Origin of the sequence: Pseudomonas sp. NPDC089422 (genome assembly GCF_044749405.1) — a bacterium.
In the GTDB taxonomy this organism is placed as follows: domain Bacteria; phylum Pseudomonadota; class Gammaproteobacteria; order Pseudomonadales; family Pseudomonadaceae; genus Aquipseudomonas.
Genome location: NZ_JBIVHW010000009.1, coordinates 240,599 through 262,077 on the forward strand (window position 1 = coordinate 240,599; position 21,479 = coordinate 262,077).

A 21,479-nucleotide genomic window follows, 5' to 3' on the forward strand; every position below is an offset into this window, starting at 1 on the left:
GGGTACTAAGCGGTCTTCTCGTCCAGATGCAGATAGAGGTTGTCGATCAGGCGAGTGTTACCCAGGTAAGCAGCAACCAGAATCACCAGGTCACGGTCGCCGAACGATGCCGGGCGCAGGTTCACCGCGTGACGCACCTCCAGGTAATCGGGGCGCAACCCGGCAGCCACCAGCTGTGCCTTGCCGTCTTCGACCAGCGCGGCGAAATCGACCTGGCCGCGCTCGATGGCGTTACCGATCTGCTTCAGCGTGCGATAAACCACGGGCGCGGTGGCCCGTTGCTCAGGCGTCAGGTAACCGTTGCGCGACGACAGCGCCAGGCCATCTTCGGCCCGCACGGTCGGCTCTCCGATGATCTGGATCGGCATGTTCAGGTCGCGCACCATGGCGCGGATCACCGCCAGTTGCTGGTAGTCCTTTTCGCCAAACACGGCCAGGTCCGGTTGCACCATGTTGAACAGCTTGCTGACAACGGTCGCCACGCCTTCGAAGTGCCCGGGGCGGCTGGCACCGCACAGGCCTTCGGACAGGTTGGGCACGCTGACGCGGGTTTGCACGCTCATGCCGTCGGGGTACATCTCTTCCACGGTGGGCGCGAACAGCAGGTTGCAACCGGCCTGCAGCAGGCGCTCCTGGTCGGCGGCGAGGGTGCGCGGGTATTTGTCGAGGTCTTCGTTGGCGCCGAACTGCAGTGGGTTGACGAAGATGCTGGCGACCACGAAATCGGCACGTTGGGCAGCCTTGGTCACCAGCGCGGCGTGGCCGCTGTGCAGGTTGCCCATGGTTGGCACGAAGCCGATGCGCTTGCCTTCGCCGCGTGCACGGGCGACGGCGGCACGCAGTTCGCGAACGGTCTTGACTGTGTTCATGCGCTGAATCCGTGTTCGGCAGCGGGGAAGGTAACGTCCTTGACGGCCTTGACGTAGGCGGTGAGGGCGCTCTGGATATCGGGCTGGCCTGCCATGAAGTTCTTCACGAACTTCGGTACCCGGCCGCTCAACGACAGGCCGAGCATGTCGTGCAGGACCAGTACCTGGCCATCGGTGGCGCTACCGGCACCGATGCCGATCACCGGAATGCTCACCGCCTGGGTGATTTCCGCAGCCAGTTCGCTCGGTACGCATTCGAGCAGCAGCATCGCCGCGCCGGCTTGCTCAAGGGCAATGGCGTCGGCGCGCATCTGCCGCGCTTGCGCTTCCTGGCGGCCCTGGACTTTGTAACCGCCCAGCACGTTGACGGTTTGCGGGGTCAGGCCCATGTGCGCACACACCGGCACGCCACGCTCGGCCAGCAGGCGGATGGTTTCGGCCAGCCAGGCGGCGCCTTCGAGCTTGATCATGTGGGCACCGGCCTGCATCAGCGTGGCGCAATTGGCAAAGGCCTGCTCGGGGGTGGCGTGGGCCATGAACGGCAGGTCGGCGAGGATCAGCGCACCATCGTTGCCGCGTTTGACGCAGGCCGTGTGGTAGGCCATCTCGGCAGTGGTAACGGGCAGCGTGCTGTCATGGCCCTGCAGGACCATGCCCAGGGAGTCGCCCACCAGCAACACGTCGACGCCGGCCTGGCTGCAGGCCTTGGCGAAGGTCGCATCGTAGCAGGTCAGCATGGTGATCTTTTCACCCTTGGCCTTGAGGCCATGCAGGGTGGTCAGGGTTACTTCAGGCATGTAGGAAAATCCTCGTTCAGGCGCTGTGAAAAACGACTGCATACAACGCGTGTAGTCATCTTCCGGAGCGGCACATCATCGCGCGTGATGTTCGGGCACAGGTCCGTCCGGGCCTAAATACGGGTGTGCGGCACTTTGCTGCCACACGGGACGCCTATAGTCGTGAGCGAGGTGGGGGAAGTCAATCACCCTGTTACCGCAATGTTACTAACAGGGTGTTACTGGCGTTACCGTGTTCTGGTGAATGTCTCAAACGCCCGGTCTACAGGCGTTCCAGACCGACGAACGGGCAAGCTTCGAGCAGCTGGGTGAGGGCGCGGCCATCGGCCAGGCAGAAGTCGTCCGCTACCAGTTCGGCCAAGGGGTACAGCACGAAGGGGCGTGCATGCATGTGGTAGTGCGGCACCTGCAGGCGTGGCACGTCGATCACCTGATCACCGAACAGCAGGATATCCAGGTCGAGGGTGCGCGGGCCCCAGCGTTCCTGGCGCACGCGGCCCTGGTCGTTCTCGATGGCCTGCAGCGCGTCGAGCAGGTCCAGCGGTGCCAGGGTGGTATCGAGGGCTGCTACCGCGTTGGTGTAACGCGGCTGGCCCGGTAGCAGCGAGTCGCTGGTGTACAACGCCGAAGCGCCCGCCAGGCGGCTGTCGGCAATCTGGTCGAGCGCCTGCAAGGCGCTGCGCAGTTGTTCTGCGGGGGCGTCCAGATTGCTGCCGAGGCCGATGAAGGCGCGCGTGCTCACTCGAACGCCTCGTCACCGCCGCTGCGCTTGCGCTTGCTGCCACTGCGCTTGCGTTTGCGCGGGCCGGCACCGGTGCCTTCGTCACGGCTGCCAAGCTCGCGGATCATCTCGCGGCGCTCGCTGTCGTTGGCATCCTGGTAGTCGGTCCACCACTGGCCGAGGTCGTCGGTTTCTTCGCCGGCGCTTTCGCGCAGCAGCAGGAAGTCGTAACCGGCACGGAAGCGTGGGTTGTCGAGCAGTACGTCGGCACGCTTGCCACTGCGGCGCGGCAGGCGTTCCTGCATGTCCCAGATTTCGCGGATCGGCAGGGTGAAGCGCTTGGGAATGGCAATGCGCGCGCACTGTTCGGCAATCAGGTCGTGGGCCGCACCGTTCATGGCCGGAATCGGCGGCACGCCTTGGTTCTGCAGGTGCAGTACACGGCCTGGCAAGGCTGGCCAGAGCAGGGCGGCGAAGAGGAAGGCCGGGGTGACCGGCTTGCCTTGCTTGACGCGCAGGTCGGTGTTGTTCAGCGCCTGGCTGATCAGGGCATGGGTGTAGGTCGGGCGCTCGTCCAGGGCATGGGCACTGGCCGGGAACAGCGGCTCGAACAGTTCAAGGTCGACCAGCATTTCGAAGGCGATGGCACCCTGGCCGGAGAGGAACAGCTTGAGGCATTCCTCGAACAGGCGTGCTGGCGGGATCTCGCGCAGCAGCGGGGCCAGTTTGCGGATCGGCTGGAAGGTGTGCTTCTCGATGCCGAAGTCGAGCTTGGCAGCGAAACGCACGGCACGCAGCATGCGCACCGGGTCTTCCTGGTAGCGGTGGGTCGGGTCGCCGATCAGGCGCAACAGGCGGTTGCGGATGTCGTGCACGCCGTTGGCGTAGTCGAGGATGCGCTCGCTGACCGGATCGTAGTACAGGGCGTTGATGGTGAAGTCGCGGCGCTGCGCGTCTTCTTCCAAGGTGCCGTACACGTTGTCACGCAGGATACGACCACTGGCGTTGTGCGACGAACGGTGGCTGTCGCCTTGGTCGTCTTCCGAGTGGGGCGCGCGGAAGGTGGCGACTTCGATGATCTCACGGCCGAAATGCACGTGGACCAGCTTGAAGCGCCGACCAATGATGCGCGCGTTGCGGAATTCGGCACGGACCTGCTCGGGCGTGGCGCTGGTGGCGACGTCGAAGTCCTTGGGCGTGATGCCCAGCATCAGGTCGCGGACGCAGCCACCGACCAGGTATGCCTGGTAGCCCGCACTCTGCAGGCGCTCGACGATGTTCACCGCGTGGCGGCTGAACTGGTGGCGCTGCAGCGAGTGTTGGCTCTTGTTGATCACCTCAGGCGTGGTGCGCCGGTGGTGCTGGCCCGGTACGGGTGGGCGGAACGACTGGAACAGCTTCTTCAGCATGGGATGCACTGTTTGAAGGAATGTTCGGCCAAGAATAGGAGAATGGCCGCATGATGGGCGGGGATTCTAGCATTTACTCGGGGAATGGTGTAGGCGGTAGCAGGAGAGCCTGCCGAAGGGGAGAAACGACAAGGGGAGCCTAAGCTCCCCAAGAAGTCGTTGCGTGCTCTTATTGTTTTTTTACTGGGCTTCTTGTTTTTGTTGAGTGCCCTGTCCACAAATCTCGAAGCTTGTGGACGACCCCCAATCCAGGGGTAAAGAGCAAACGGATTGCTTTGGCCGCTGATGTCACGTTGATCCTTCGATCCAACCAGTTCAGGCGCTGCTTTTAAGTGCAGTTTTTGTTGTTCTCTGCCTGGTCGTGGGGCAAGCCCCAAACACGCATCCTCTCCAAAAGAATCAGTTAGCTGCGCCTCCGCCGTCTTGTTTTTATTGTGCGTGAGCCGTTTCGTCTTGTTCTTATTCTGAGTTGCTGTGCTTGTTATTGTTCTTGTACCAGACATATAGCAGGTGCCGTGCCAACTTTTCGAAACCCAGTAAAATCAAGGGGTTGAGGTGGTTTGGCGGATTTCGGCAGGCCGAAAATTCAGATTTTTCGTTACCGTACACCTCGGGGACTGTTACGCCGGCAAGGTCGGGTAACAGATTTTTGCGGGAACTGGTGTGTTACCTAGGGTGTGGGTGTCGGATTTGCCGGCCCATTCGCGGGCAAGCCCGCGAAGAGGCCGGTAAGGCCACAAGGGAGATCTGAATCAGTTGTCGCTGGTCGCGTTACTCTTGCGCCGCGGGATACCCAGGCGCTGGCGCCGTTCCCACAGGCACTTGCGGCTGACACCGAGCTTGCGTGCGAGCTCGGTCTCGGTCATGTGGTCCTGGTGCTCGAGCACGAAGTGCTGGAAGTAGTCCTCCAGCGACAGATCCTCGGTCGGCTCATGGCTGGCACTGTTGGCGCTGGCGCTGGCCGCGACCAGGGCATTGTCGAGGATGTCATCCTCCTCGAGGTCGCTCAGCTCGATGTCGATGCCCAGCATGTCGGCGGAAATTTCCGCGCTCTCGCTGAGGATCACCGCGCGCTCCACGGCGTTTTCCAGTTCGCGCACGTTACCCGGCCAGCTGTAATGACGAATGGCTTGCTCGGCCTCGGCAGAGAAATGCAGGTCGTCACGGCCGATGCGCGCGCTCTGGCGGGCGAGGAAGGCGTTGGCGATCTCGTTGACGTCACTGCCGCGTTCGCGCAGGGCCGGCAACTTCAGGGCGATCACGTGCAGGCGGTAATAAAGGTCTTCGCGGAACTGCCCGGCCTTGGCCAGGTTCTTCAGGTCGCGGTGGGTCGCGGCGATCAGGCGCACGTCGACTTTCTGCGACTGTACCGAACCGACCCGGCGAATCTCGCCTTCCTGCAGCACGCGCAGCAGGCGCGCCTGAGCTTCGAGCGGCAGTTCGCCGATTTCGTCGAGGAACAGGGTGCCACCATCGGCGGCCTCCACCAGGCCGGCACGGCCGGCGCTGGCGCCGGTGAATGCCCCTTTTTCGTGGCCGAACAGTTCCGATTCGATCAGGGTTTCCGGAATCGCCGCGCAGTTCACCGAAATCATCGGCGCCTTGGCGCGCCGCGACAGGTTGTGCAGGGCACGGGCGACCAGCTCTTTACCCGTCCCCGACTCGCCTTGGATCAGCACGTTGGAATCGGTGGGCGCAACCTTGCGGATCTTGCTGTACATGTCCTGCATTGGCGGGCACGAACCGATGATGCCGATCTCGCCATTGGCGGCGGCGGCACCCTTGTCGGCTGGCGCGGCCTTGCCATTGGCCCGTGGCTCGGCGGCCGGGGCTGAGGCCGGCGTGGCTGCCGGGGCGTTCTGGCGGTCGCGCAGGATGCGCGCCACGGCCTGGAGCATCTCATCGTGGTCGAAGGGCTTGGCGATGTAGTCCACCGCGCCCATCTTCATCGAGTCCACCGCCGAGCGCAGGCTGGCGTAGCTGGTCATGATCAGCACCGGGGTGCCCTGGCCAAGCTTGATCAGCTCGGTGCCCGGGGCGCCCGGCAGGCGCAGGTCGCTGACGATCAGGTCGAAGGTGGCAATGCTGAAGCGTTCCTGGGCTTCCTGCACCGAGCCGGCTTCGCTGACCTGGTACTGGTTCCGTTCGAGCAGCCGACGCAGGGCCGAGCGGATGATGGTTTCGTCTTCGACGATCAGAATGTGCGGCATTGATTCAATTCTCTCGACGGTCTCGAATTTCAGGGGACGTCGCTACGACATGCCGGGGCAGGGTCACGCGGATCCGGGTGCCACGTTGCCGTTCGATGTCGGCCGGGCTGTCGATGGTGATTTGCCCATAATGCTCTTCCACGATGGAATAGACCAGAGCGAGCCCCAGTCCGGTTCCTTCGCCCGGGTCCTTGGTGGTGAAGAATGGCTCGAACAGGCGGTCCATGATGTTCTTCGGGATCCCGCTGCCTTCGTCCTCGACGATCAGGTCGACGGTGTGCTCGCTGACTTCGCTGCGCACACGCACGGCGCTGCCGGGCGGCGAGGCATCGCGGGCGTTGGAGAGCAGGTTGATCAGCACCTGGGCGAGGCGCTGCGGGTCCCCCTCGGCCCAATGGTCCGGGTCGCAGAGGTTGAAGAACTGTACTTCGAAGTTGCGCCGGTTCAATGCCAGCAGGCCGATGGCGTCTTGCGCCACCTCGGCCAGGCACACCGGTTCTTCGCTGTTCTGATGACTACCGCCGGCGTGGGCGAAGCTCATCAGCGACTGGACGATGCGCGACACGCGCTTGGTCTGTTCGAGGATCTGGCTGGACAGCTCGATGATTTCACCGTCGCCTTCGCGCTCCTCGCGCAGGTTCTGCGCCAGGCAGGCAATGCCGGTGATCGGGTTGCCGATTTCGTGGGCCACGCCGGCAGCCAGGCGGCCGATGCTGGCCAGACGCTCGGAATGCACCAGCTTGTCTTCCAGTGCCTGGGTTTCGGTAAGGTCCTCCACCAGCAGCACCAGGCCACTGTTACCCGGCGCCAGGGGCTCGTCGATGGCCGCCTTGTGCAGGTTCAGCCAGCGCGGCTGGCCGTCCAGCGCCAGGCGCTGCTTGTGCAGGTGTTCGTCGGGCACGTTGATGAAGCCCTGCAGCAGGCCGCGCCAGGGTTCGCTGATGGTCACCAGGCGCGAGCCGACCACGTGCTTGGCGGCGATGCCGGTCAGCTCTTCCATGGCCTTGTTCCACATCAGGATTTCCTGGTCCTTGGCCAGCGAGCAGACGCCCATGGGCAGTTCCTGCAGGGTCTGGCGGTGGTAGCGGCGCAGGGCGTCGAGTTCGGCGGCAAGGCCGGTGAGGCGCGAGTGGTAGTCTTCCAGGCGGCTTTCGATGAAGTGGATGTCCTCGGTGACGTAGTTCTCGTTACCGGACTTGTACGGCAGGAAGGTCTCGACCATGTCCTGGGCCACGCTCGGCCCCATCAGCCCGGAGAGGTTGGCTTCGATACGGTCACGCAGGCGGCGCAAGGCATAGGGGCGGCGTTCGTCGAACGGCAGGTAGAGGTCGCGCAGGGCCTGTTCGACTTCCTTCTGCGCAGCCTTGGCGCCCAACGGTTTGGCCAGCTGGGTGGCGAACTCCTGCGGCGAGGCGGCATGCAGCTCGCGTCGCTGCGGCCGGCGCACGTTGTCCACGGCGCAGGCTTCGGCGGCGCTGACTTCTTCGCTGCTGGCATTGGTGAACAGCGAAATCAGCGTGAACAGCAGGACGTTGGCCGCCAGCGAGGCAATGGCCGCCATGTGCCAGCTGGTGTCGTCGAGCACATAGATCATGTCCAGCAGCGGGATATAGAAGCCCTGCAGGTTGCCCAGCAACGGCAGCAGCATGGTCACCAGCCATACCAGGGTGCCGGCCAGCAGCCCGGCGATGAAGCCGCGGCGGTTGGCGGTGGGCCAGTACAGCACCGACAGCACGCCTGGCAGGAACTGCAGGGTGGCGACGAAGGCCACGATACCCAGGTTGGCCAGGCTCTGGTGGTTGTTCTGGGTCAGGTAGAAGACGAAACCGGCAGTGATGATGGCGACGATCAGTGCCCGGCGGGTCCATTTCAGCCAGCGGTAGATATTGCCTTCGGCCGGTGGCTGGTACAGCGGCAGCACCAGGTGGTTGAGGGCCATGCCCGACAAGGCAAGCGTAGTGACGATGATCAGCCCACTGGCGGATGCAAGACCGCCAACGTAGGCGAGCAGTGTCAGTGCCTGGTTGTTGGCGGCGATCCCCAGGCCCAGGGTGAAGTACTCGGGGTTGGTGCTGGCGCCCAGGCGCAGGCCGGCCCACAGTACCAGTGGCACGGCCAGGCTCATCAGCAGCAGGAACAGCGGCAGGCCCCAGCTGGCGCTGACCAGCGCGCGCGGGTTGAGGTTTTCGGTGAAGGCCATGTGGTACATGTGCGGCATGACGATGGCCGAGGCGAAGAACACCAGCAACAGGGTGCGCCAAGGGCCTTCCTGCAGCGGCGTATGCAGCGCCGCCAGGGCGGTCTGATTTTGCAGCAGCCATACTTCCAGCTCATGCGGGCCACCGAACACGCCATAGAGCGCATACAGGCCGATGCCGCCCAGGGCCAGCAGCTTGATCACCGATTCGAAGGCGATGGCGAACACCAGGCCTTCGTGTTTTTCACGGGTGGCGATGTGCCGCGAGCCGAAGAAGATGGTGAACAGGATGATCAGCGTACAGAAGGCAAAGGCCACCCGGGCCTTGACCGGCTCGCCGGTGAGGATGCTGATCGAGTCGGCCACTGCCTGGATCTGCAGGGCCAGCAACGGCAGCACGCCGATCAGCATGATGATGGTGGTCAGCGCGCCGGCCCAAGTGCTGCGAAAGCGGAACGCCAGCAGGTCGGCCAGCGACGACAGCTGGTAGGTGCGGGTGATCTTGAGGATCGGATACAGCAGCACCGGTGCCAGCAGGAACGCACCGGACACCCCGAGGTAACAGGCGAGGAAACCGTAGCCATACTGGTAGGCCAGGCCCACCGAGCCATAGAAGGCCCAGGCACTGGCGTAGACGCCCAGCGACAGGGTGTAGGTCAGTGGGTGGCGAATGATGGAGCGCGGGATCAGCCCACGCTCGCTGATCCAGGCCACGCCGAACAGCACCATGAGGTACGCGGTGCTGATCAGGATCATCTGGGTCAGGCTAAAGCTCATCGGCATCTCGTTGGCTCTGCAGGATGAAGGTGACGACGATCAGGATCAGCCAGAGCAGGTAGGGGCGGTACCAGGCACCGGTCGGTTCGATCCACCAGTCCATGATGGCCGGGGAGAACAGGTAGATCCCCACGACCAGAAGCAGGACCAAACGATAGATGTACATGCTGGCCTCGATGGTTGGGCGCTGCGGGCTTGGACTTATTATTGGCGCAAATGGCTGGGGGGATGCTAGCGGGAATCCATAGGGTTCGCCAAGGGGTTGAATTTATTGGGCTTTTGAATTTGAGAGGTAATTTGCCTCTGTTGGCTTCACAACAAATCAGCCTCTGGCACTGTGGCCCGCTGCGCAATCGCCTCCGGCCGCCACTGCTTGCAGGCAATTGCCAGCACTTCAGCCGGCGTCGCCAGTAGCAATTCTGGGTCTGCCTCCTGGCCCAAGGCCCGCAACGCCCGCAACAACAGCGGCGTCGCATGTTCCGCCTGCAACGGCGGCGAGCTGTACGACTTGCCCAGCTTGTGCCCGTCCGGCTGCACGATCAGTGGAATATGCAGGTAACGCGGCTGCGAAAAGCCCAGCAACTCCTGCAGGTAGAGTTGGCGCGGTGTGTTGTCGAGCAGGTCGGCGCCACGCACGATGTCGGTAACGCCCTGCCAGGCGTCGTCCAGCACCACCGCCAGTTGATAGGCATACAGCCCGTCACGGCGCTGGATGACGAAATCGCCCACCTCACGGCCCAGGTGCTGCTGGAACTCGCCCTGCACCCGGTCGTTAAATCGGTAGATCAGTTCTGGCACGCGCAACCGGATCGCCGCGCCCTCACGGGCATGACCCGCATTACGGCAAAAGCCTGGGTAGATGCCGTTGTGCCCCTCCAGCTGTTTGCGCGAGCAAGTACAGGCGTAGGCCAGGCCCATGCTGAACAGGCGGTCGACCACGGCGGCATAGGCTTCGTGGCGCTGGCTCTGAAAAACCACCTCGCCATCCCATTCCAGGCCATAACGCTCAAGGGTCTGCAGGATCGCGTCGCGGGCCCCTGGCATCTCCCGGGGCGGGTCGGTGTCTTCCATGCGCAACAGCCAGCGGCCGTCTACGGCGCGGGCGTCGAGCCAGGAGGCGAGGGCGGCGACCAGCGAGCCGAAGTGCAGGAAACCGCTCGGGGTGGGGGCGAAGCGTCCGATGTAGCGGGAGTCTTTCATGGCATTGCCGGGCATATAAATGAAACGGGGCGCAAGATGCGCCCCGTTCGGATGGAAGAAGTGTCAGCCTTTGCCGACGGTCTTTTCCTTTTTCTCCGAGATTTCCTTGCAGTCGAAGCACAGGTCGGCGGTCGGGCGGGCTTCCAGACGGCGCAGACCGATCTCGATACCGCAGGAATCGCACCAGCCGTAATCCTGATCCTGGATTTTCTGCAAGGTCTTGTCGATCTTCTTGATCAGCTTGCGCTCGCGGTCGCGGTTGCGCAGCTCCAGTGCAAATTCTTCTTCCTGGCTGGCACGGTCGGCCGGGTCGGGGAAGTTGGCTGCTTCGTCCTTCATGTGGTCCACGGTACGGTCCACACTGACCATCAGCTCGCCTTTCCAGGCATTGAGGAGTTTGGTGAAGTGCTTGCGCATGGGCTCGCCCATGTACTCTTCGCCCTTGGTCTCTTTATAGGGCTCGACACCGTACATGGTCTGACCGGTTTTTTGCTTTTCTACGGTGGACATGAATAGACCGCCTCTCACTCATCTGATCCAATGCGCAGGCTGCTCCATCTCCGGCACCCGCCGGCCCTGCGACTGCGAGCCGCCGAACTTACCAGATAGATCGGGGGTGCGCTACCCCGCCCGACCCTAGCAGTTGACAGCGGTACAAGCCTCACGTTCGCTGCCATGCAAAGGTAGAATCAACAGTTTAGACCCAATTGAGAGAAGGTCATGGCCCACACCTACAGTGCGCGCAGCCGCGCCATCGAACCCTTCCACGTCATGGCGTTGCTGGCGCGGGCCAACGAGCTGCAAGCGGCCGGCCATGACGTGATCCACCTGGAAATCGGCGAGCCTGACTTCACCACCGCCGCACCGATCGTCGCTGCCGGCCAGGCCGCACTGGCCGCCGGGCATACCCGCTACACCGCCGCCCGCGGGCTGCCAGCGCTGCGTGAGGCTATCGCCGGCTTCTATGACCAGCGGTACGGCCTGCAGATCGACCCTGAACGGATTCTCGTCACACCGGGCGGCTCCGGGGCGCTGCTGCTGGCCAGCAGCCTGTTGGTCGACCCCGGCAAGCACTGGCTGCTGGCCGACCCGGGTTATCCGTGCAACCGCCACTTCCTGCGCCTGGTCGAGGGTGGCGCGCAGCTGGTGCCGGTGGGGCCGGAGGTCAACTACCAACTGACCGCCGACCTGGTCGAGCGCTACTGGGACAAGGACAGCGTCGGCGCCCTGGTCGCCTCGCCAGCCAACCCGACGGGCACCGTGCTGGGCCGCGACGAGCTGGCCAGCCTGTCCAAGGCCACCCGTGAGCGCCATGGCCACCTGGTGGTGGACGAGATCTACCACGGCCTGACCTACGGCATGGACGCGCCGAGCGTGCTGGAAGTGGACGACTCGGCGTTCGTCCTGAATAGTTTTTCCAAGTATTTCGGCATGACCGGCTGGCGGCTCGGCTGGCTGGTGGCGCCACCGAATGCTGTGGCCGACCTGGAGAAATTGGCGCAGAACCTCTACATCAGTGCGCCGAGCATGGCCCAGCATGCGGCGTTGGCCTGTTTCCAGCCGCAAACGCTGGCGATTTTCGAAGAGCGCCGTGCCGAATTCGCCCGTCGCCGCGACTATCTGCTGCCGGCCCTGCGTGAACTGGGCTTCCGCATCGCCGTCGAGCCGCAGGGGGCGTTCTACCTGTATGCGGACATCAGCGCGTTCGGTGGCGATGCCTTTGCCTTCTGCCAGCATTTCCTCGAAACCGAGCACCTGGCCTTCACCCCGGGCCTGGACTTCGGCCGCCACCTGGCCGGCCACCATGTGCGGTTTGCCTACACCCAGAGCCTGCCGCGCCTGCAACAGGCGGTCGAACGCATCGCCCGCGGCCTGAAGAGCTGGCAGGGGTAAAGGGTGTTCTTTCCACAACTTGAGCAAGGGCGCCTGTTGCGCCGCTACAAGCGCTTCCTGGCCGACATCGAACTGGCCAATGGCGAGCAACTGACCATCCACTGCCCGAACACCGGCTCCATGCTCAACTGCATGCGTGAGGGTGGGCAGGTGTGGTTCAGTCGCTCCAACGACCCCAAGCGCAAGCTGCCAGGTACCTGGGAAATCAGCGAAACACCCCAGGGCCGCCTGGCCTGCATCAATACCGGGCGCGCCAATGCACTGGTTGAAGAAGCACTGCGCAGCGGGGTGATCCACGAACTGGCCGGTTTTACCGCGCTGAAGCGTGAAGTGGCTTACGGCGAAGAGCGCAGCCGGGTGGATTTTCGCCTGGAGTTTGCCGACGGGCCGGCCTATGTCGAGGTCAAGAGCGTGACCCTGGGTTATCCGGAGACTGCCGTGGCAGCGTTCCCGGATGCGGTGACCCAGCGTGGCGCCAAGCACCTGCGCGAATTGGCGGCCTTGGCCCGCCAAGGCATTCGTGCGGTGCAGCTGTATTGCGTGAACCTCACCGGCATCGAGGCGGTACGCCCTGCCGAGGAGATCGACCTCGCCTATGCCAACGCCCTGCGTTCAGCGGTGGCGGACGGGGTCGAGGTGCTGGCCTACGGCGTGCACCTGGATGACGGGCAAATCGTCATTGATCGCCCACTGCCGGTATTGCTTACCCCTTGAACCAGATGCCCTGGCTGTCCTCATGGCAGTCCAGGGCCTGCAGCATTTCGCCTTCGCAGGGGCCGGCCACGCATTCACCACTGTCTATCAGAAACAGCGCGCCATGATGGGCGCAGTGGATCAGGCTGGCGCTGTCGTCGAGAAAGGCGTCTTGCGCCCAGTTCAGAGGGATGCCGCGGTGTGGGCAGCGGTTGCGGTACAGGTAGACCTGGCCCTGTCGGCGCACACCGAACAGGTCGACGCCGTCTACGCTGAAGGCGCGGCTGTGGCCCTCGGCCAAGGCCGCGGAAGGACAGAGAAAATGCATTGCAGGGAAGGCTCGTGAAACAAAGTGATGGCTTGACGCGTCAATGCGAATAATTATCAAATTGCCCGCATTTGCTGCGCCGGCCGCCTATGGTGCGCAGTTCCGCCGCCCGCCACAAGGCGTGCGGCCCGCCTTCAGAAGGAATCCGATGATGCGCCGTCCCGCTGCCTTGCTCGCCCTGTGCGCAGTTTTCGTTGCCTCCACCCAGGCCTTGGCTGCCGAATTGCCGCAGCGCTGGGTCAGCGCTGGCGGGGCGCTGAGCGAGTGGATCAGTGAACTGGGCGGCGAGCGACATCTGGTGGGCGTCGATACCACCAGCCAGCACCCCGAATCACTGAAGGCCTTGCCGAGTGTCGGTTATCAGCGCCAGTTGTCGGCCGAAGGCATTCTCAGCCTGCGCCCGGATGTGCTGGTGGGCACTGAAGAAATGGGGCCGCCGCCCGTGCTGGCGCAGGTGCGCAAGGCGGGCGTGCGGGTCGAGTTGTTCTCCAGCCAGGCCGAGCTGGCTGCCGTGGACGAGAACCTCAAGCACCTGGGGGCCTTGCTGGGCGCCGAGGAGAAAGCCGCGCAGCTGGCGGCGGGCTATCACCAGCAGCTCGAAGCGCTGCAGTTGAAGGTCAAGCAGGCTCAGCAGCATCACAAGGCGCCGGGTGTGTTGCTGCTGGTTGGGCATGCTGGCGCCAAGCCGTTGATTGCCGGGCAGGGCACCGCCGGTGACTGGGTGCTGCGCCAGGCGGGGGCTCGCAACCTGGCCGAACACCAAGGTTACAAGAACTTCTCCAGTGAGGCGCTGGCGGCGCTCGACCCGGATGTCGTGGTGTTCTCTGATCGTGCACTGAGCGGCGAGCAGGCCTTGCAGGCGTTGTTCAAGGAAAACCCGGCGCTGGCCGCTTCCCGTGCAGTGCGCAACAAGCGCCTGGTGTCGCTCGACCCGACATTGCTGGTGGGTGGCCTAGGCCCGCGCCTGCCAACCGCCCTGCAGGCACTGGCGGCTGCGTTCTACCCGGCAAGCGCCGCAAAATGAAACAACGGATCCAGCCGCGAACACTGTTTGCTTGCCTGACACTGCTGTGCCTGCTGGCGGTGTGGCTGTCGCTGGCCCTTGGGCCGGTCAGCCTGCCGTTGTGGGATACCTTGCGCGTCGGCCTGCGTTCGCTCGGGCTGCCGATTGCCCCTGATGGCCTGGAGCAGGCTGAAATGATCCTGGGCCAGATCCGCCTGCCACGTACCTTGCTGGGGTTGGCTGTGGGGGCTGTGCTGGCGTTGTCCGGCGTGGCGATGCAGGGGCTGTTCCGCAATCCGCTGGCCGATCCGGGCCTGGTCGGCGTCGCCAGCGGCGCGGCGTTGGGGGCGGCGGTGGCGATTGTCGGTGGCAGCTGGCTGGGTGGCATTCCAGAATGGTTTGGCCCGTACCTGTTGTCGGGCTGCGCGTTCATCGGCGGGCTGGGGGTGACGGCGCTGGTGTACCGCTTGGGACGGCGCGATGGCCAGACCAACGTCGCCACCATGCTGCTGGCGGGGATCGCACTGACGGCACTGGGCGGCTCGGCGGTGGGGCTGTTTACCTACCTGGCCGATGACGCCACGCTGCGCACGCTGATGTTCTGGAACCTGGGCAGCCTCAATGGCGCCAGTTACGAGCGGCTTTGGCCATTGTTGCTGGTGGCAGCAGGCGTTGCACTTTGGCTGCCGCGCCGGGCCCAGGCGCTGAATGCTTTGCTGCTCGGTGAATCGGAGGCGCGGCACCTGGGCATCGAGGTGGAACGGCTCAAGCGCGAACTGGTGTTCTGCACGGCCTTGGGTGTTGGCGCTGCGGTGGCCGCCGCGGGGTTGATCGGCTTCGTTGGCCTGGTGGTGCCGCATCTGGTGCGGTTGCTGGCCGGGCCTGACCACAGGGTGTTGCTGCCGGCCTCGTTGCTGGCGGGCGGAGCCTTGCTGCTGTTCGCCGACCTGGGGGCACGTCTGGCGCTGGCGCCGGCAGAGCTGCCCATCGGCATCGTGACCGCATTCATCGGTGCGCCGTTCTTCCTGTTTCTGCTGATCAGGGGGCGCACCTGATGCTTGAAGTCAAAGGTCTGCATTTGCGCCGTGGCAGCAGTGAAGTGCTGCATGACATCAATCTGCAGTTGCTGCCCGGCCAGGTGCTTGGCGTGCTCGGGCCCAATGGCGCGGGCAAGAGCAGCCTGCTGGGTGCATTGTGCGGTGAGCTCGCGCCAAGCCACGGGCATGTAAGCCTGCAGGGCAAGGCCCTGGCCGATTGGCCGGGGCAGGCGCGGGCACAGCGCCTGGCTGTGCTGCCACAGGTATCCAGCCTGGGCTTCGCCTTTCGTGTCGAGGAAGTGGTCGGCATGGGGCGACTGCCCCACGGCAGTGGCCAGCAGCGTGACCGGGAGATCGTCGAGGCGGCGTTGCGTGCGGCGGATGCCTGGCATCTGCTGGAGCGCAGCTATCTGGCCCTGTCAGGCGGCGAACGCCAACGTGTGCATCTGGCGCGGGTGCTGGCCCAGTTGTGGCCGGGGGAGCAAGGCGCCACGTTGTTGCTCGACGAGCCGACCTCAATGCTCGACCCGTTGCATCAGCATACGACGCTGGAGGCTGTGCGCAGTTTCGCCGACCGCGGTGCCGCAGTGCTGGTGATCCTGCATGACCTCAACCTTGCGGCGCGCTACTGCGATCGTATCCTGTTGCTGCAAGGCGGGCGTTGCCATGCCCTGGCCACGCCGCAGGAGGTATTGACGCCTGTGTCACTCAAGGCCGTATTCGGTATTGAAGTGCTGGTGCAGGCGCACCCGGAACGGGGGCACCCGCTGATCATTACCCGCTAGGAGGCACTGTTCATGGGTCATCCTTTGCTGTGCGGTTCATTACTGTGCCTGGCGCTGGCGCTGGGTGGCTGCCAGGCCCGCCTGCCGCCGTTGCCTGGCTGGCAGAGCAGCGAAGGGCGGGATAACGCCGAGCTGGGACAGATCCGCGATCTGGCCAGCGGACAGGTGATCAGCCCTGAACAACTGATCGAGGGCCTGGCCGATGCACCGCGGGTGTTGGTCGGTGAGAAGCATGACAACCCGGATCATCACGCCTTGCAGCTGTGGTTGATGCGTGCGCTGCAGCAACGCCGGGCCCAGGGCAGCCTGCTGCTGGAAATGCTGCAACCCGAGCAGCAGGCCCGCGTCGATGCGCTCGCGGGCCAGGCGCAATTGCCGCAGGACCTGCCCAAGGCCCTGGCCTGGGAAGACGGTTGGGACTGGCAGCTTTACGGTCCTATCGTACGAGAGGCCTTGCAACATCATGTGCCGTTATTGGCGGCCAACCTGTCACCCGGTGAAATGCGCCAGGCCTATCGGCACCCGCCGGCGCTGTCGGGAACACGGTCAAATGCGCCAGCGGTGAGGGCGGCATTGCTCGAACAGGTGAAGCAGGGGCATTGTGGCCTGCTGCCGGAAAGCCAGCTGCCAGCGATGCTGGCCGTGCAACAGCAGCGCGATCGGCGGATTGCCGAACGGCTGCTGGCGGCGCCGCAGCCAGCATTGCTGTTTGCAGGTGCGTACCATGCGCGCAAGGACCTGGGGGTGCCTTTGCACCTTGCCGATCTGGGCGCGACAGGCGAGAGCAAGGTTGTGCTGCTGGCCGAGGTGGGCGAGCAGGTTGAGCCCGGGATGGCCGACTATGTCTGGTACACGGCGGCGATGCCAGATCAGGACTACTGCGCCCAATTGCGCCAATAGCGGTTACACGCCTGGGCGGGGTAAAACTGCGGGCAAAAAAAGACCCGGCAAAATGCCGGGTCAATAACCGTGATTAGCCTGATGAGGAGATAATCTGAGAGTCCGAACCAGGGGCTCTTAGCTTATCCAACCAGTCTCGCGACCAGTCGTGATAATCATAACGATTCTCATTATCTCGTCAATCCCCTTCGTGCGCTTATTTCAGATTTTTTTGGGGGCAGGGCATTTCGCATCGAGTTGTTGATTGAGCGCTTCCTTGCGTTCGGCTGGCAAATCGTTCCAGTGCATGTCCAGCAATGCACCTTCAATGGCGTACAACAGCACCTTCGACGCCCGGAACCCTCGTGTTTTCACGGCCTGGTAGGCACCCACCGCGCCCAGCCGGCGCAAGTCCGATGCACTGTGGATACCGGCCGCATGCAACCACTGCGCAGAGGTCTTGCCAAGATTCTTCAGGTGCTGCAATTCATCGTTCATCGAGCCTCCTTGCGATGGCTGAACGGGTCTAGGGGATAAATCGCGAGCAGGTCTGAGAGGAGTGTAGCGGGGGTTGGGAATTGCGCGGCCTTTTGCCATCGGGGACGACGAGCTGTTCTGGCCGGGGGAGGGGCCTGTTCCGGCAACGGGCCGGAACAGGCGTAAAGCAAACTTACAGGCCTGGCAGACGCTGGCGAATCTGGTCGATCACCTGGTCCATGCCGCTGGCTTCCTGGGTATCGATGCGGGTGCTGTGCACCCGCTCCTGGGCATCCAGTGGCTCACGGCTGGCCTGCTGGGCGTTGACCACCTCCAGTGTGGCATCCGACGGGTCGCTGTTCTCGGCCTGGCGCTGCTCCAGCCAGCTGGCGATCACCGCTTCCGGGGCATGGCAGTCGAGGATCAGGAACGGCACGCCAGTGTCGTTGGCCACGGCTGCGGCGGCCTGGCGCTGGTCAGCCTTGAGGTAAGTGGCATCGAGCACCACCGGGAAACCGGCACGCAAGATCGTCGCCGCCAGCTCGTGCAGGCGCTGGTAGGTTGCCACGCTGGCGTCCTGATCATAGATGCCGGCAGCCAGTTGGCCGGCGTTTTGCGTCTGCTGTTCACCGAACAGGCGCTTGCGCTCCACATCCGAACGCACGCGAACCGCGCCCAGCGCCTCGACCAGGCGCATGGCCACGTGGCTCTTGCCCACCGCTGAAACACCATGGGTGATCGCCAGCAGGCGGGAAGGGATGGCGCTGTAGCTTTCCGCCAGGTTGGCGTAGTTGCGGTAGGTGCGCAGGGTGGTGGCGCGCTGCACGGCGTCGGCATCGGCCGACAGGCTGAACAGGGCGACCTTGGCCCGTACCAGCGCGCGGTAGGCCTTGTAGAAGTTCAGCAGTTCCAGGCCGGCGTAGTCGCCGGTCAGCTCCAGGTACTGGCTGATGAAGCGACGGGCCAGGCACTTGAGGCCACGGTCTTCCAGGTCCATGGCCAGGAAGCCGACGTCGGCGTAGACGTCGGTCAGGCGGAACGGCTCGTTGAACTCGATGCAGTCGAAGATCACCACCTTGCCGTCGATCAGGGTGGCGTTGCCCAGGTGAATGTCACCGTGGCATTCACGGATGAAACCATTGGCCTTGCGCGCCTGCAGCAGGCCATGCAGGCGCTCGAAGCTGCTGCGGGCCCAGGCCTGGAGGTTGTCCAGTTGCTGCAGGTCGGCGTTCTCGCTGAGGAACGGGCGGATCTGCTCGAAGTTCTGCTCGACCGGTGCCATTACGCTTTCCGGGGTACCCAGCGGATGCTCCGGCGACACTTTCGGTGCCTGCAGGTGGAATTCGGCGATCTGCCGGGCCATCTGGTCGATGTGACCGGTATGCAACTCGCCATTGGCCTGCAGGGTGCTGAGCATCTGGCCCTGGGGGAACTGGCGCATCTTCAGTGCGTATTCGATCGCTTCGCCTTCACCACCGATCTGTGGCGCTTCGGCACTGCCGGTAATCGGCAGGACTTCGAGGTACAGACCCTCGGTCAGGCGCTGGTTCAGGCGCAATTCTTCGTTACAGAAATGCTGGCGTTGGTCCAGGCGGGTGAAGTCGAGGAAACCGAAGTTCATCGGCTTCTTGATCTTGTAGGCGTACTCGCCGGTAAGCAGCACCCAGGAGATGTGCGTCTCGATGAGCTGGAACCCGTCCACGGAGTGAGGGTACAGGGCTGGGTTCTGCAACGCGTTGATCAAGGCTTGGCTCACTAGAAATCCTTCCGGGGGCAGGGAATTCGAAAGCGCCATTATGGTCAATGGTGCCGTCCCTGCCTACCGCCAGAGGGCGCCTGCCTACCCTTTATAAAGTGCGTATAATCCGCCGCCATGACTCGAACCCGAAATCCTCGTACCCCTCAGAAACGCCCGACCGGCCGCTCGCGCGCCTGGCTGGGCTGGGCCTTGAAGCTCAGCCTGGTCGGCCTGGTGATCGTCGCTGGCTTCGCGGTTTACCTCGATGCTGTCGTTCAGGAGAAGTTCTCCGGCAAGCGCTGGACCATCCCGGCCAAGGTGTATGCCCGGCCGCTGGAGCTGTTCAGCGGCCAGAAGCTGAGCAAGAGCGACTTTCTCACCGAACTCGATGCCCTCGGTTACCGGCGTGAAAGCGCTGCCAACGGCCCGGGCGCAGCGGCGGTCAACGGCAATACTGTCGACCTCAACACCCGTGGCTTCCAGTTCTACGAGGGCATGGAGCCTGCGCAGTTCGTGCGCGTGCGCTTCTCTGGCGACTATGTGGCAGACCTTGCCGGCGCCAATGGCAAGAAACTCGATGTGGTACGCCTCGAACCGCTGATGATCGGCGGTATCTACCCGAAGAACCTCGAAGACCGCATCCTGATCAAGATCGACCAGGTACCGCCGTACCTGCTCGAGACGCTGGTTGCCACCGAGGACCGCGACTTCTACAGCCACTTCGGTGTGTCACCGAAGTCCATTGCCCGGGCCATGTGGGTCAACACCTCGGCCGGTTCGATGCGCCAGGGCGGCAGTACCCTGACCCAGCAGCTGGTAAAGAACTTCTATCTGACCAGCGAGCGTAGCCTCAGCCGGAAGTTGACCGAAGCGATGATGGCCGTACTGCTGGAGATGCACTACGACAAGCGCGAAATCCTCGAGGCCTACCTCAACGAAGTGTTCGTCGGCCAGGATGGCCAGCGCGCCGTGCATGGTTTCGGCCTGGCCAGCCAGTTCTTCTTCAGCCAGCCGCTGTCGGAGCTGAAACTGCACCAGATCGCCTTGCTGGTAGGCATGGTCAAGGGGCCGTCCTATTACAACCCGCGGCGCTACCCTGACCGCGCGCTGGCGCGGCGTAACCTGGTCCTCGACCTGGTGGCCGAGCAGGGCGTGGCCAGCCAGGCGGAAGTCGATGCGGCGAAGAAGATGCCACTGGGCGTGACCAAGCGCGGCAGCCTCGCGGACAGCTCGTTCCCGGCCTTCCTTGACCTGGTCAAGCGTCAGCTGCGCCAGGACTACCGCGACGAAGACTTGACCGAAGAAGGCTTGCGCATCTTCACCAGCTTCGACCCGATCCTGCAGATGAAGGCCGAAACCTCCATGGCCGAAACCTTCAAGCGCCTGGCCGGACGCAAAGGTGCCGACGAGGTGGAGTCGGCGATGGTCGTGACCAACCCGGAAACCGGCGAAGTGCAGGCACTGATCGGCAGCCGCCAGTCCGGCTTCGCCGGTTTCAACCGTGCCATCGACGCCGTGCGACCGATCGGCTCGCTGGTCAAGCCAGCGGTCTACCTGACCGCACTGGAACAGCCAAGCAAGTACACCCTGACCACCTGGGTGCAGGACGAGCCGTTCTCGGTCAAGGGCGCCGACGGCCAGGTATGGCGCCCGCAAAACTATGACCGGCGCTCGCACGGTACGATCTACCTGTACCAGGGCCTGGCCAACTCGCTGAACCTGTCGACCGCGAAACTCGGCCTGGAAGTGGGTGTGCCGAACGTGATCAAGACCATTGGCCGCCTCGGCGTCAACGTCGACTGGCCGGCCTTCCCGGCGATGCTGCTGGGCGCTGGCGGCATGTCGCCGATGCAAGTTGCGACCATGTACCAGACCATTGCCAACGGTGGCTTCAACACGCCGATGCGCGGCATCCGCAGCGTGCTCACTGCCGAAGGCGAGCCGCTCAAGCGCTACCCGTTCCAGATCCAGCAGACCTTCGATCCGGGTTCCATCTACCTGGTGCAGAACGCCATGCAGCGGGTGATGCGTGAGGGTACCGGCCGCTCGGTCTACAACGTGCTGCCAAGCTCGCTGACTCTGGCGGGCAAGACCGGCACCAGTAACGATTCGCGCGACAGCTGGTTCTCTGGCTTCAGCCAGGACCTGCTGGCGGTGGTGTGGATGGGCCGTGACGATAACGGCAAAACGCCATTTACCGGTGCCACCGGCGCCTTGCAGGTCTGGACCAGCTTCATGAAGAAGGCCGACCCGCTGCCGTTGGACATGCCGCAGCCGGATAACGTGGTGCAGGCGTGGATCGACCCGTACAGTGGCCATGGCTCCGACAGAAGCTGTCCGGGAGCCGTGCAGATGCCGTATATTCGCGGCAGTGAACCGCCCGCCGGTGCGACCTGCGGCGGTGAGCAGAATCCCGTAGAGTCGGTCATGGACTGGGTCAAGGGCTGGATGAACTGAGCCCTTAGC

The 21,479-nt window shown here is 63.9% G+C and carries 19 protein-coding genes; 7 read left to right on the forward strand and 12 right to left on the reverse strand.

The annotated features are described in order from the left end of the window. Positions 1-5: 5 nt before the first annotated feature. The 9 genes from panC to dksA all read right to left on the reverse strand — a co-directional run bounded on the left by panC (position 6) and on the right by dksA (position 10,690). Positions 6-869 (reverse strand): pantoate--beta-alanine ligase, encoded by an 864-nt coding sequence (panC, locus tag ACIPZ8_RS18790; RefSeq protein WP_400726109.1) that lies wholly within the window; start codon positions 867-869, stop codon positions 6-8. Beyond that, positions 866-1,666, reverse strand: a complete 801-nt coding sequence (gene panB, locus ACIPZ8_RS18795) for a 3-methyl-2-oxobutanoate hydroxymethyltransferase (RefSeq protein WP_060509325.1) — start codon at positions 1,664-1,666, stop codon at positions 866-868. The genes panC and panB overlap by 4 nt, the downstream gene beginning before the upstream one ends. Positions 1,667-1,928: 262 nt before the next feature. After that, positions 1,929-2,408 carry a 2-amino-4-hydroxy-6-hydroxymethyldihydropteridine diphosphokinase gene (gene folK, locus ACIPZ8_RS18800; protein WP_400726111.1) on the reverse strand — a complete coding sequence of 160 codons (480 nt, stop codon included), beginning with the start codon at positions 2,406-2,408 and terminating at the stop codon, positions 1,929-1,931. Then, positions 2,405-3,796 carry a polynucleotide adenylyltransferase PcnB gene (locus ACIPZ8_RS18805; RefSeq protein ID WP_400726114.1) on the reverse strand — a complete coding sequence of 464 codons (1,392 nt, stop codon included), beginning with the start codon at positions 3,794-3,796 and terminating at the stop codon, positions 2,405-2,407. The genes folK and ACIPZ8_RS18805 overlap by 4 nt, the downstream gene beginning before the upstream one ends. 752 nt (positions 3,797-4,548) lie before the next feature. Next, positions 4,549-6,006 carry a sigma-54-dependent transcriptional regulator gene (locus tag ACIPZ8_RS18810; RefSeq protein WP_400726117.1) on the reverse strand — a complete coding sequence of 486 codons (1,458 nt, stop codon included), beginning with the start codon at positions 6,004-6,006 and terminating at the stop codon, positions 4,549-4,551. Positions 6,007-6,010: 4 nt separating this feature from the next. Next, complete coding sequence (locus ACIPZ8_RS18815; protein WP_400726120.1) at positions 6,011-8,986, reverse strand: sensor histidine kinase; 2,976 nt, start codon at positions 8,984-8,986, stop codon at positions 6,011-6,013. Further along, positions 8,970-9,146, reverse strand: coding sequence for a hypothetical protein (locus ACIPZ8_RS18820; protein WP_003250005.1), 177 nt, complete (start codon positions 9,144-9,146; stop codon positions 8,970-8,972). Before ACIPZ8_RS18820 ends, ACIPZ8_RS18815 begins: the two co-directional genes overlap by 17 nt. 146 nt (positions 9,147-9,292) lie before the next feature. Further along, positions 9,293-10,180, reverse strand: coding sequence for a tRNA glutamyl-Q(34) synthetase GluQRS (gene gluQRS / locus ACIPZ8_RS18825; protein WP_400726123.1), 888 nt, complete (start codon positions 10,178-10,180; stop codon positions 9,293-9,295). Positions 10,181-10,243: 63 nt separating this feature from the next. Beyond that, positions 10,244-10,690, reverse strand: a complete 447-nt coding sequence (gene dksA / locus ACIPZ8_RS18830; protein ID WP_103448934.1) for an RNA polymerase-binding protein DksA — start codon at positions 10,688-10,690, stop codon at positions 10,244-10,246. Between the two features lie 210 nt (positions 10,691-10,900). Between dksA and ACIPZ8_RS18835 the strand changes: the two genes are divergently transcribed. Beyond that, positions 10,901-12,073 (forward strand): pyridoxal phosphate-dependent aminotransferase, encoded by a 1,173-nt coding sequence (locus ACIPZ8_RS18835; protein WP_400726126.1) that lies wholly within the window; start codon positions 10,901-10,903, stop codon positions 12,071-12,073. A gap of 3 nt (positions 12,074-12,076) precedes the next feature. Then, positions 12,077-12,787 (forward strand): DNA/RNA nuclease SfsA, encoded by a 711-nt coding sequence (gene sfsA, locus ACIPZ8_RS18840; RefSeq protein WP_400726129.1) that lies wholly within the window; start codon positions 12,077-12,079, stop codon positions 12,785-12,787. Here sfsA and ACIPZ8_RS18845 read toward each other — a convergent pair. Beyond that, positions 12,777-13,094, reverse strand: a complete 318-nt coding sequence (locus ACIPZ8_RS18845; protein ID WP_400726132.1) for a Rieske (2Fe-2S) protein — start codon at positions 13,092-13,094, stop codon at positions 12,777-12,779. The genes sfsA and ACIPZ8_RS18845 overlap by 11 nt on opposite strands. A 148-nt stretch (positions 13,095-13,242) precedes the next feature. Between ACIPZ8_RS18845 and ACIPZ8_RS18850 the strand changes: the two genes are divergently transcribed. The 4 genes from ACIPZ8_RS18850 to ACIPZ8_RS18865 are packed head-to-tail and all read left to right on the forward strand — an operon-like array spanning position 13,243 to position 16,819. After that, positions 13,243-14,118: a hemin ABC transporter substrate-binding protein gene (locus tag ACIPZ8_RS18850; RefSeq protein WP_400726135.1), complete on the forward strand. Its 876-nt coding sequence runs from the start codon at positions 13,243-13,245 to the stop codon at positions 14,116-14,118. 50 nt (positions 14,119-14,168) lie between these two features. Further along, positions 14,169-15,152, forward strand: a complete 984-nt coding sequence (locus ACIPZ8_RS18855; protein ID WP_400726172.1) for a FecCD family ABC transporter permease — start codon at positions 14,169-14,171, stop codon at positions 15,150-15,152. Further along, positions 15,152-15,919 (forward strand): heme ABC transporter ATP-binding protein, encoded by a 768-nt coding sequence (locus tag ACIPZ8_RS18860; RefSeq protein ID WP_400726137.1) that lies wholly within the window; start codon positions 15,152-15,154, stop codon positions 15,917-15,919. The genes ACIPZ8_RS18855 and ACIPZ8_RS18860 overlap by 1 nt, the downstream gene beginning before the upstream one ends. 12 nt (positions 15,920-15,931) lie before the next feature. Further along, positions 15,932-16,819, forward strand: a complete 888-nt coding sequence (locus tag ACIPZ8_RS18865) for a ChaN family lipoprotein (RefSeq protein WP_400726140.1) — start codon at positions 15,932-15,934, stop codon at positions 16,817-16,819. Positions 16,820-17,020: 201 nt separating this feature from the next. Here ACIPZ8_RS18865 and ACIPZ8_RS18870 read toward each other — a convergent pair whose 3' ends face one another. Both ACIPZ8_RS18870 and ACIPZ8_RS18875 read right to left on the reverse strand, forming a co-directional pair. Then, positions 17,021-17,296, reverse strand: coding sequence for a TfoX/Sxy family protein (locus ACIPZ8_RS18870; RefSeq protein WP_400726143.1), 276 nt, complete (start codon positions 17,294-17,296; stop codon positions 17,021-17,023). A gap of 172 nt (positions 17,297-17,468) precedes the next feature. Then, positions 17,469-19,031, reverse strand: coding sequence for an AAA family ATPase (locus ACIPZ8_RS18875; protein ID WP_400726146.1), 1,563 nt, complete (start codon positions 19,029-19,031; stop codon positions 17,469-17,471). Between the two features lie 117 nt (positions 19,032-19,148). Here ACIPZ8_RS18875 and mrcB point away from each other — a divergent pair, with 117 nt between their 5' ends. Then, entirely contained in the window at positions 19,149-21,470 is a 2,322-nt protein-coding gene (gene mrcB / locus ACIPZ8_RS18880; RefSeq protein WP_110639823.1) for a penicillin-binding protein 1B, read from the forward strand. The last annotated feature ends 9 nt before the right edge of the window (positions 21,471-21,479 follow it).

Coding starts and splice junctions, on each gene's coding strand:
- panC (WP_400726109.1), bottom strand. CDS start 869: ATGAACACAGTCAAGACCGTTCGCGAACTGCGTGCCGCCGTCGCCCGT.
- panB (WP_060509325.1), bottom strand. CDS start 1,666: ATGCCTGAAGTAACCCTGACCACCCTGCATGGCCTCAAGGCCAAGGGT.
- ACIPZ8_RS18805 (WP_400726114.1), bottom strand. CDS start 3,796: ATGCTGAAGAAGCTGTTCCAGTCGTTCCGCCCACCCGTACCGGGCCAG.
- ACIPZ8_RS18810 (WP_400726117.1), bottom strand. CDS start 6,006: ATGCCGCACATTCTGATCGTCGAAGACGAAACCATCATCCGCTCGGCC.
- ACIPZ8_RS18815 (WP_400726120.1), bottom strand. CDS start 8,986: ATGCCGATGAGCTTTAGCCTGACCCAGATGATCCTGATCAGCACCGCG.
- ACIPZ8_RS18820 (WP_003250005.1), bottom strand. CDS start 9,146: ATGTACATCTATCGTTTGGTCCTGCTTCTGGTCGTGGGGATCTACCTG.
- gluQRS (WP_400726123.1), bottom strand. CDS start 10,180: ATGAAAGACTCCCGCTACATCGGACGCTTCGCCCCCACCCCGAGCGGT.
- dksA (WP_103448934.1), bottom strand. CDS start 10,690: ATGTCCACCGTAGAAAAGCAAAAAACCGGTCAGACCATGTACGGTGTC.
- ACIPZ8_RS18835 (WP_400726126.1), top strand. CDS start 10,901: ATGGCCCACACCTACAGTGCGCGCAGCCGCGCCATCGAACCCTTCCAC.
- ACIPZ8_RS18845 (WP_400726132.1), bottom strand. CDS start 13,094: ATGCATTTTCTCTGTCCTTCCGCGGCCTTGGCCGAGGGCCACAGCCGC.
- ACIPZ8_RS18850 (WP_400726135.1), top strand. CDS start 13,243: ATGATGCGCCGTCCCGCTGCCTTGCTCGCCCTGTGCGCAGTTTTCGTT.
- ACIPZ8_RS18860 (WP_400726137.1), top strand. CDS start 15,152: ATGCTTGAAGTCAAAGGTCTGCATTTGCGCCGTGGCAGCAGTGAAGTG.
- ACIPZ8_RS18865 (WP_400726140.1), top strand. CDS start 15,932: ATGGGTCATCCTTTGCTGTGCGGTTCATTACTGTGCCTGGCGCTGGCG.
- ACIPZ8_RS18870 (WP_400726143.1), bottom strand. CDS start 17,296: ATGAACGATGAATTGCAGCACCTGAAGAATCTTGGCAAGACCTCTGCG.
- mrcB (WP_110639823.1), top strand. CDS start 19,149: ATGACTCGAACCCGAAATCCTCGTACCCCTCAGAAACGCCCGACCGGC.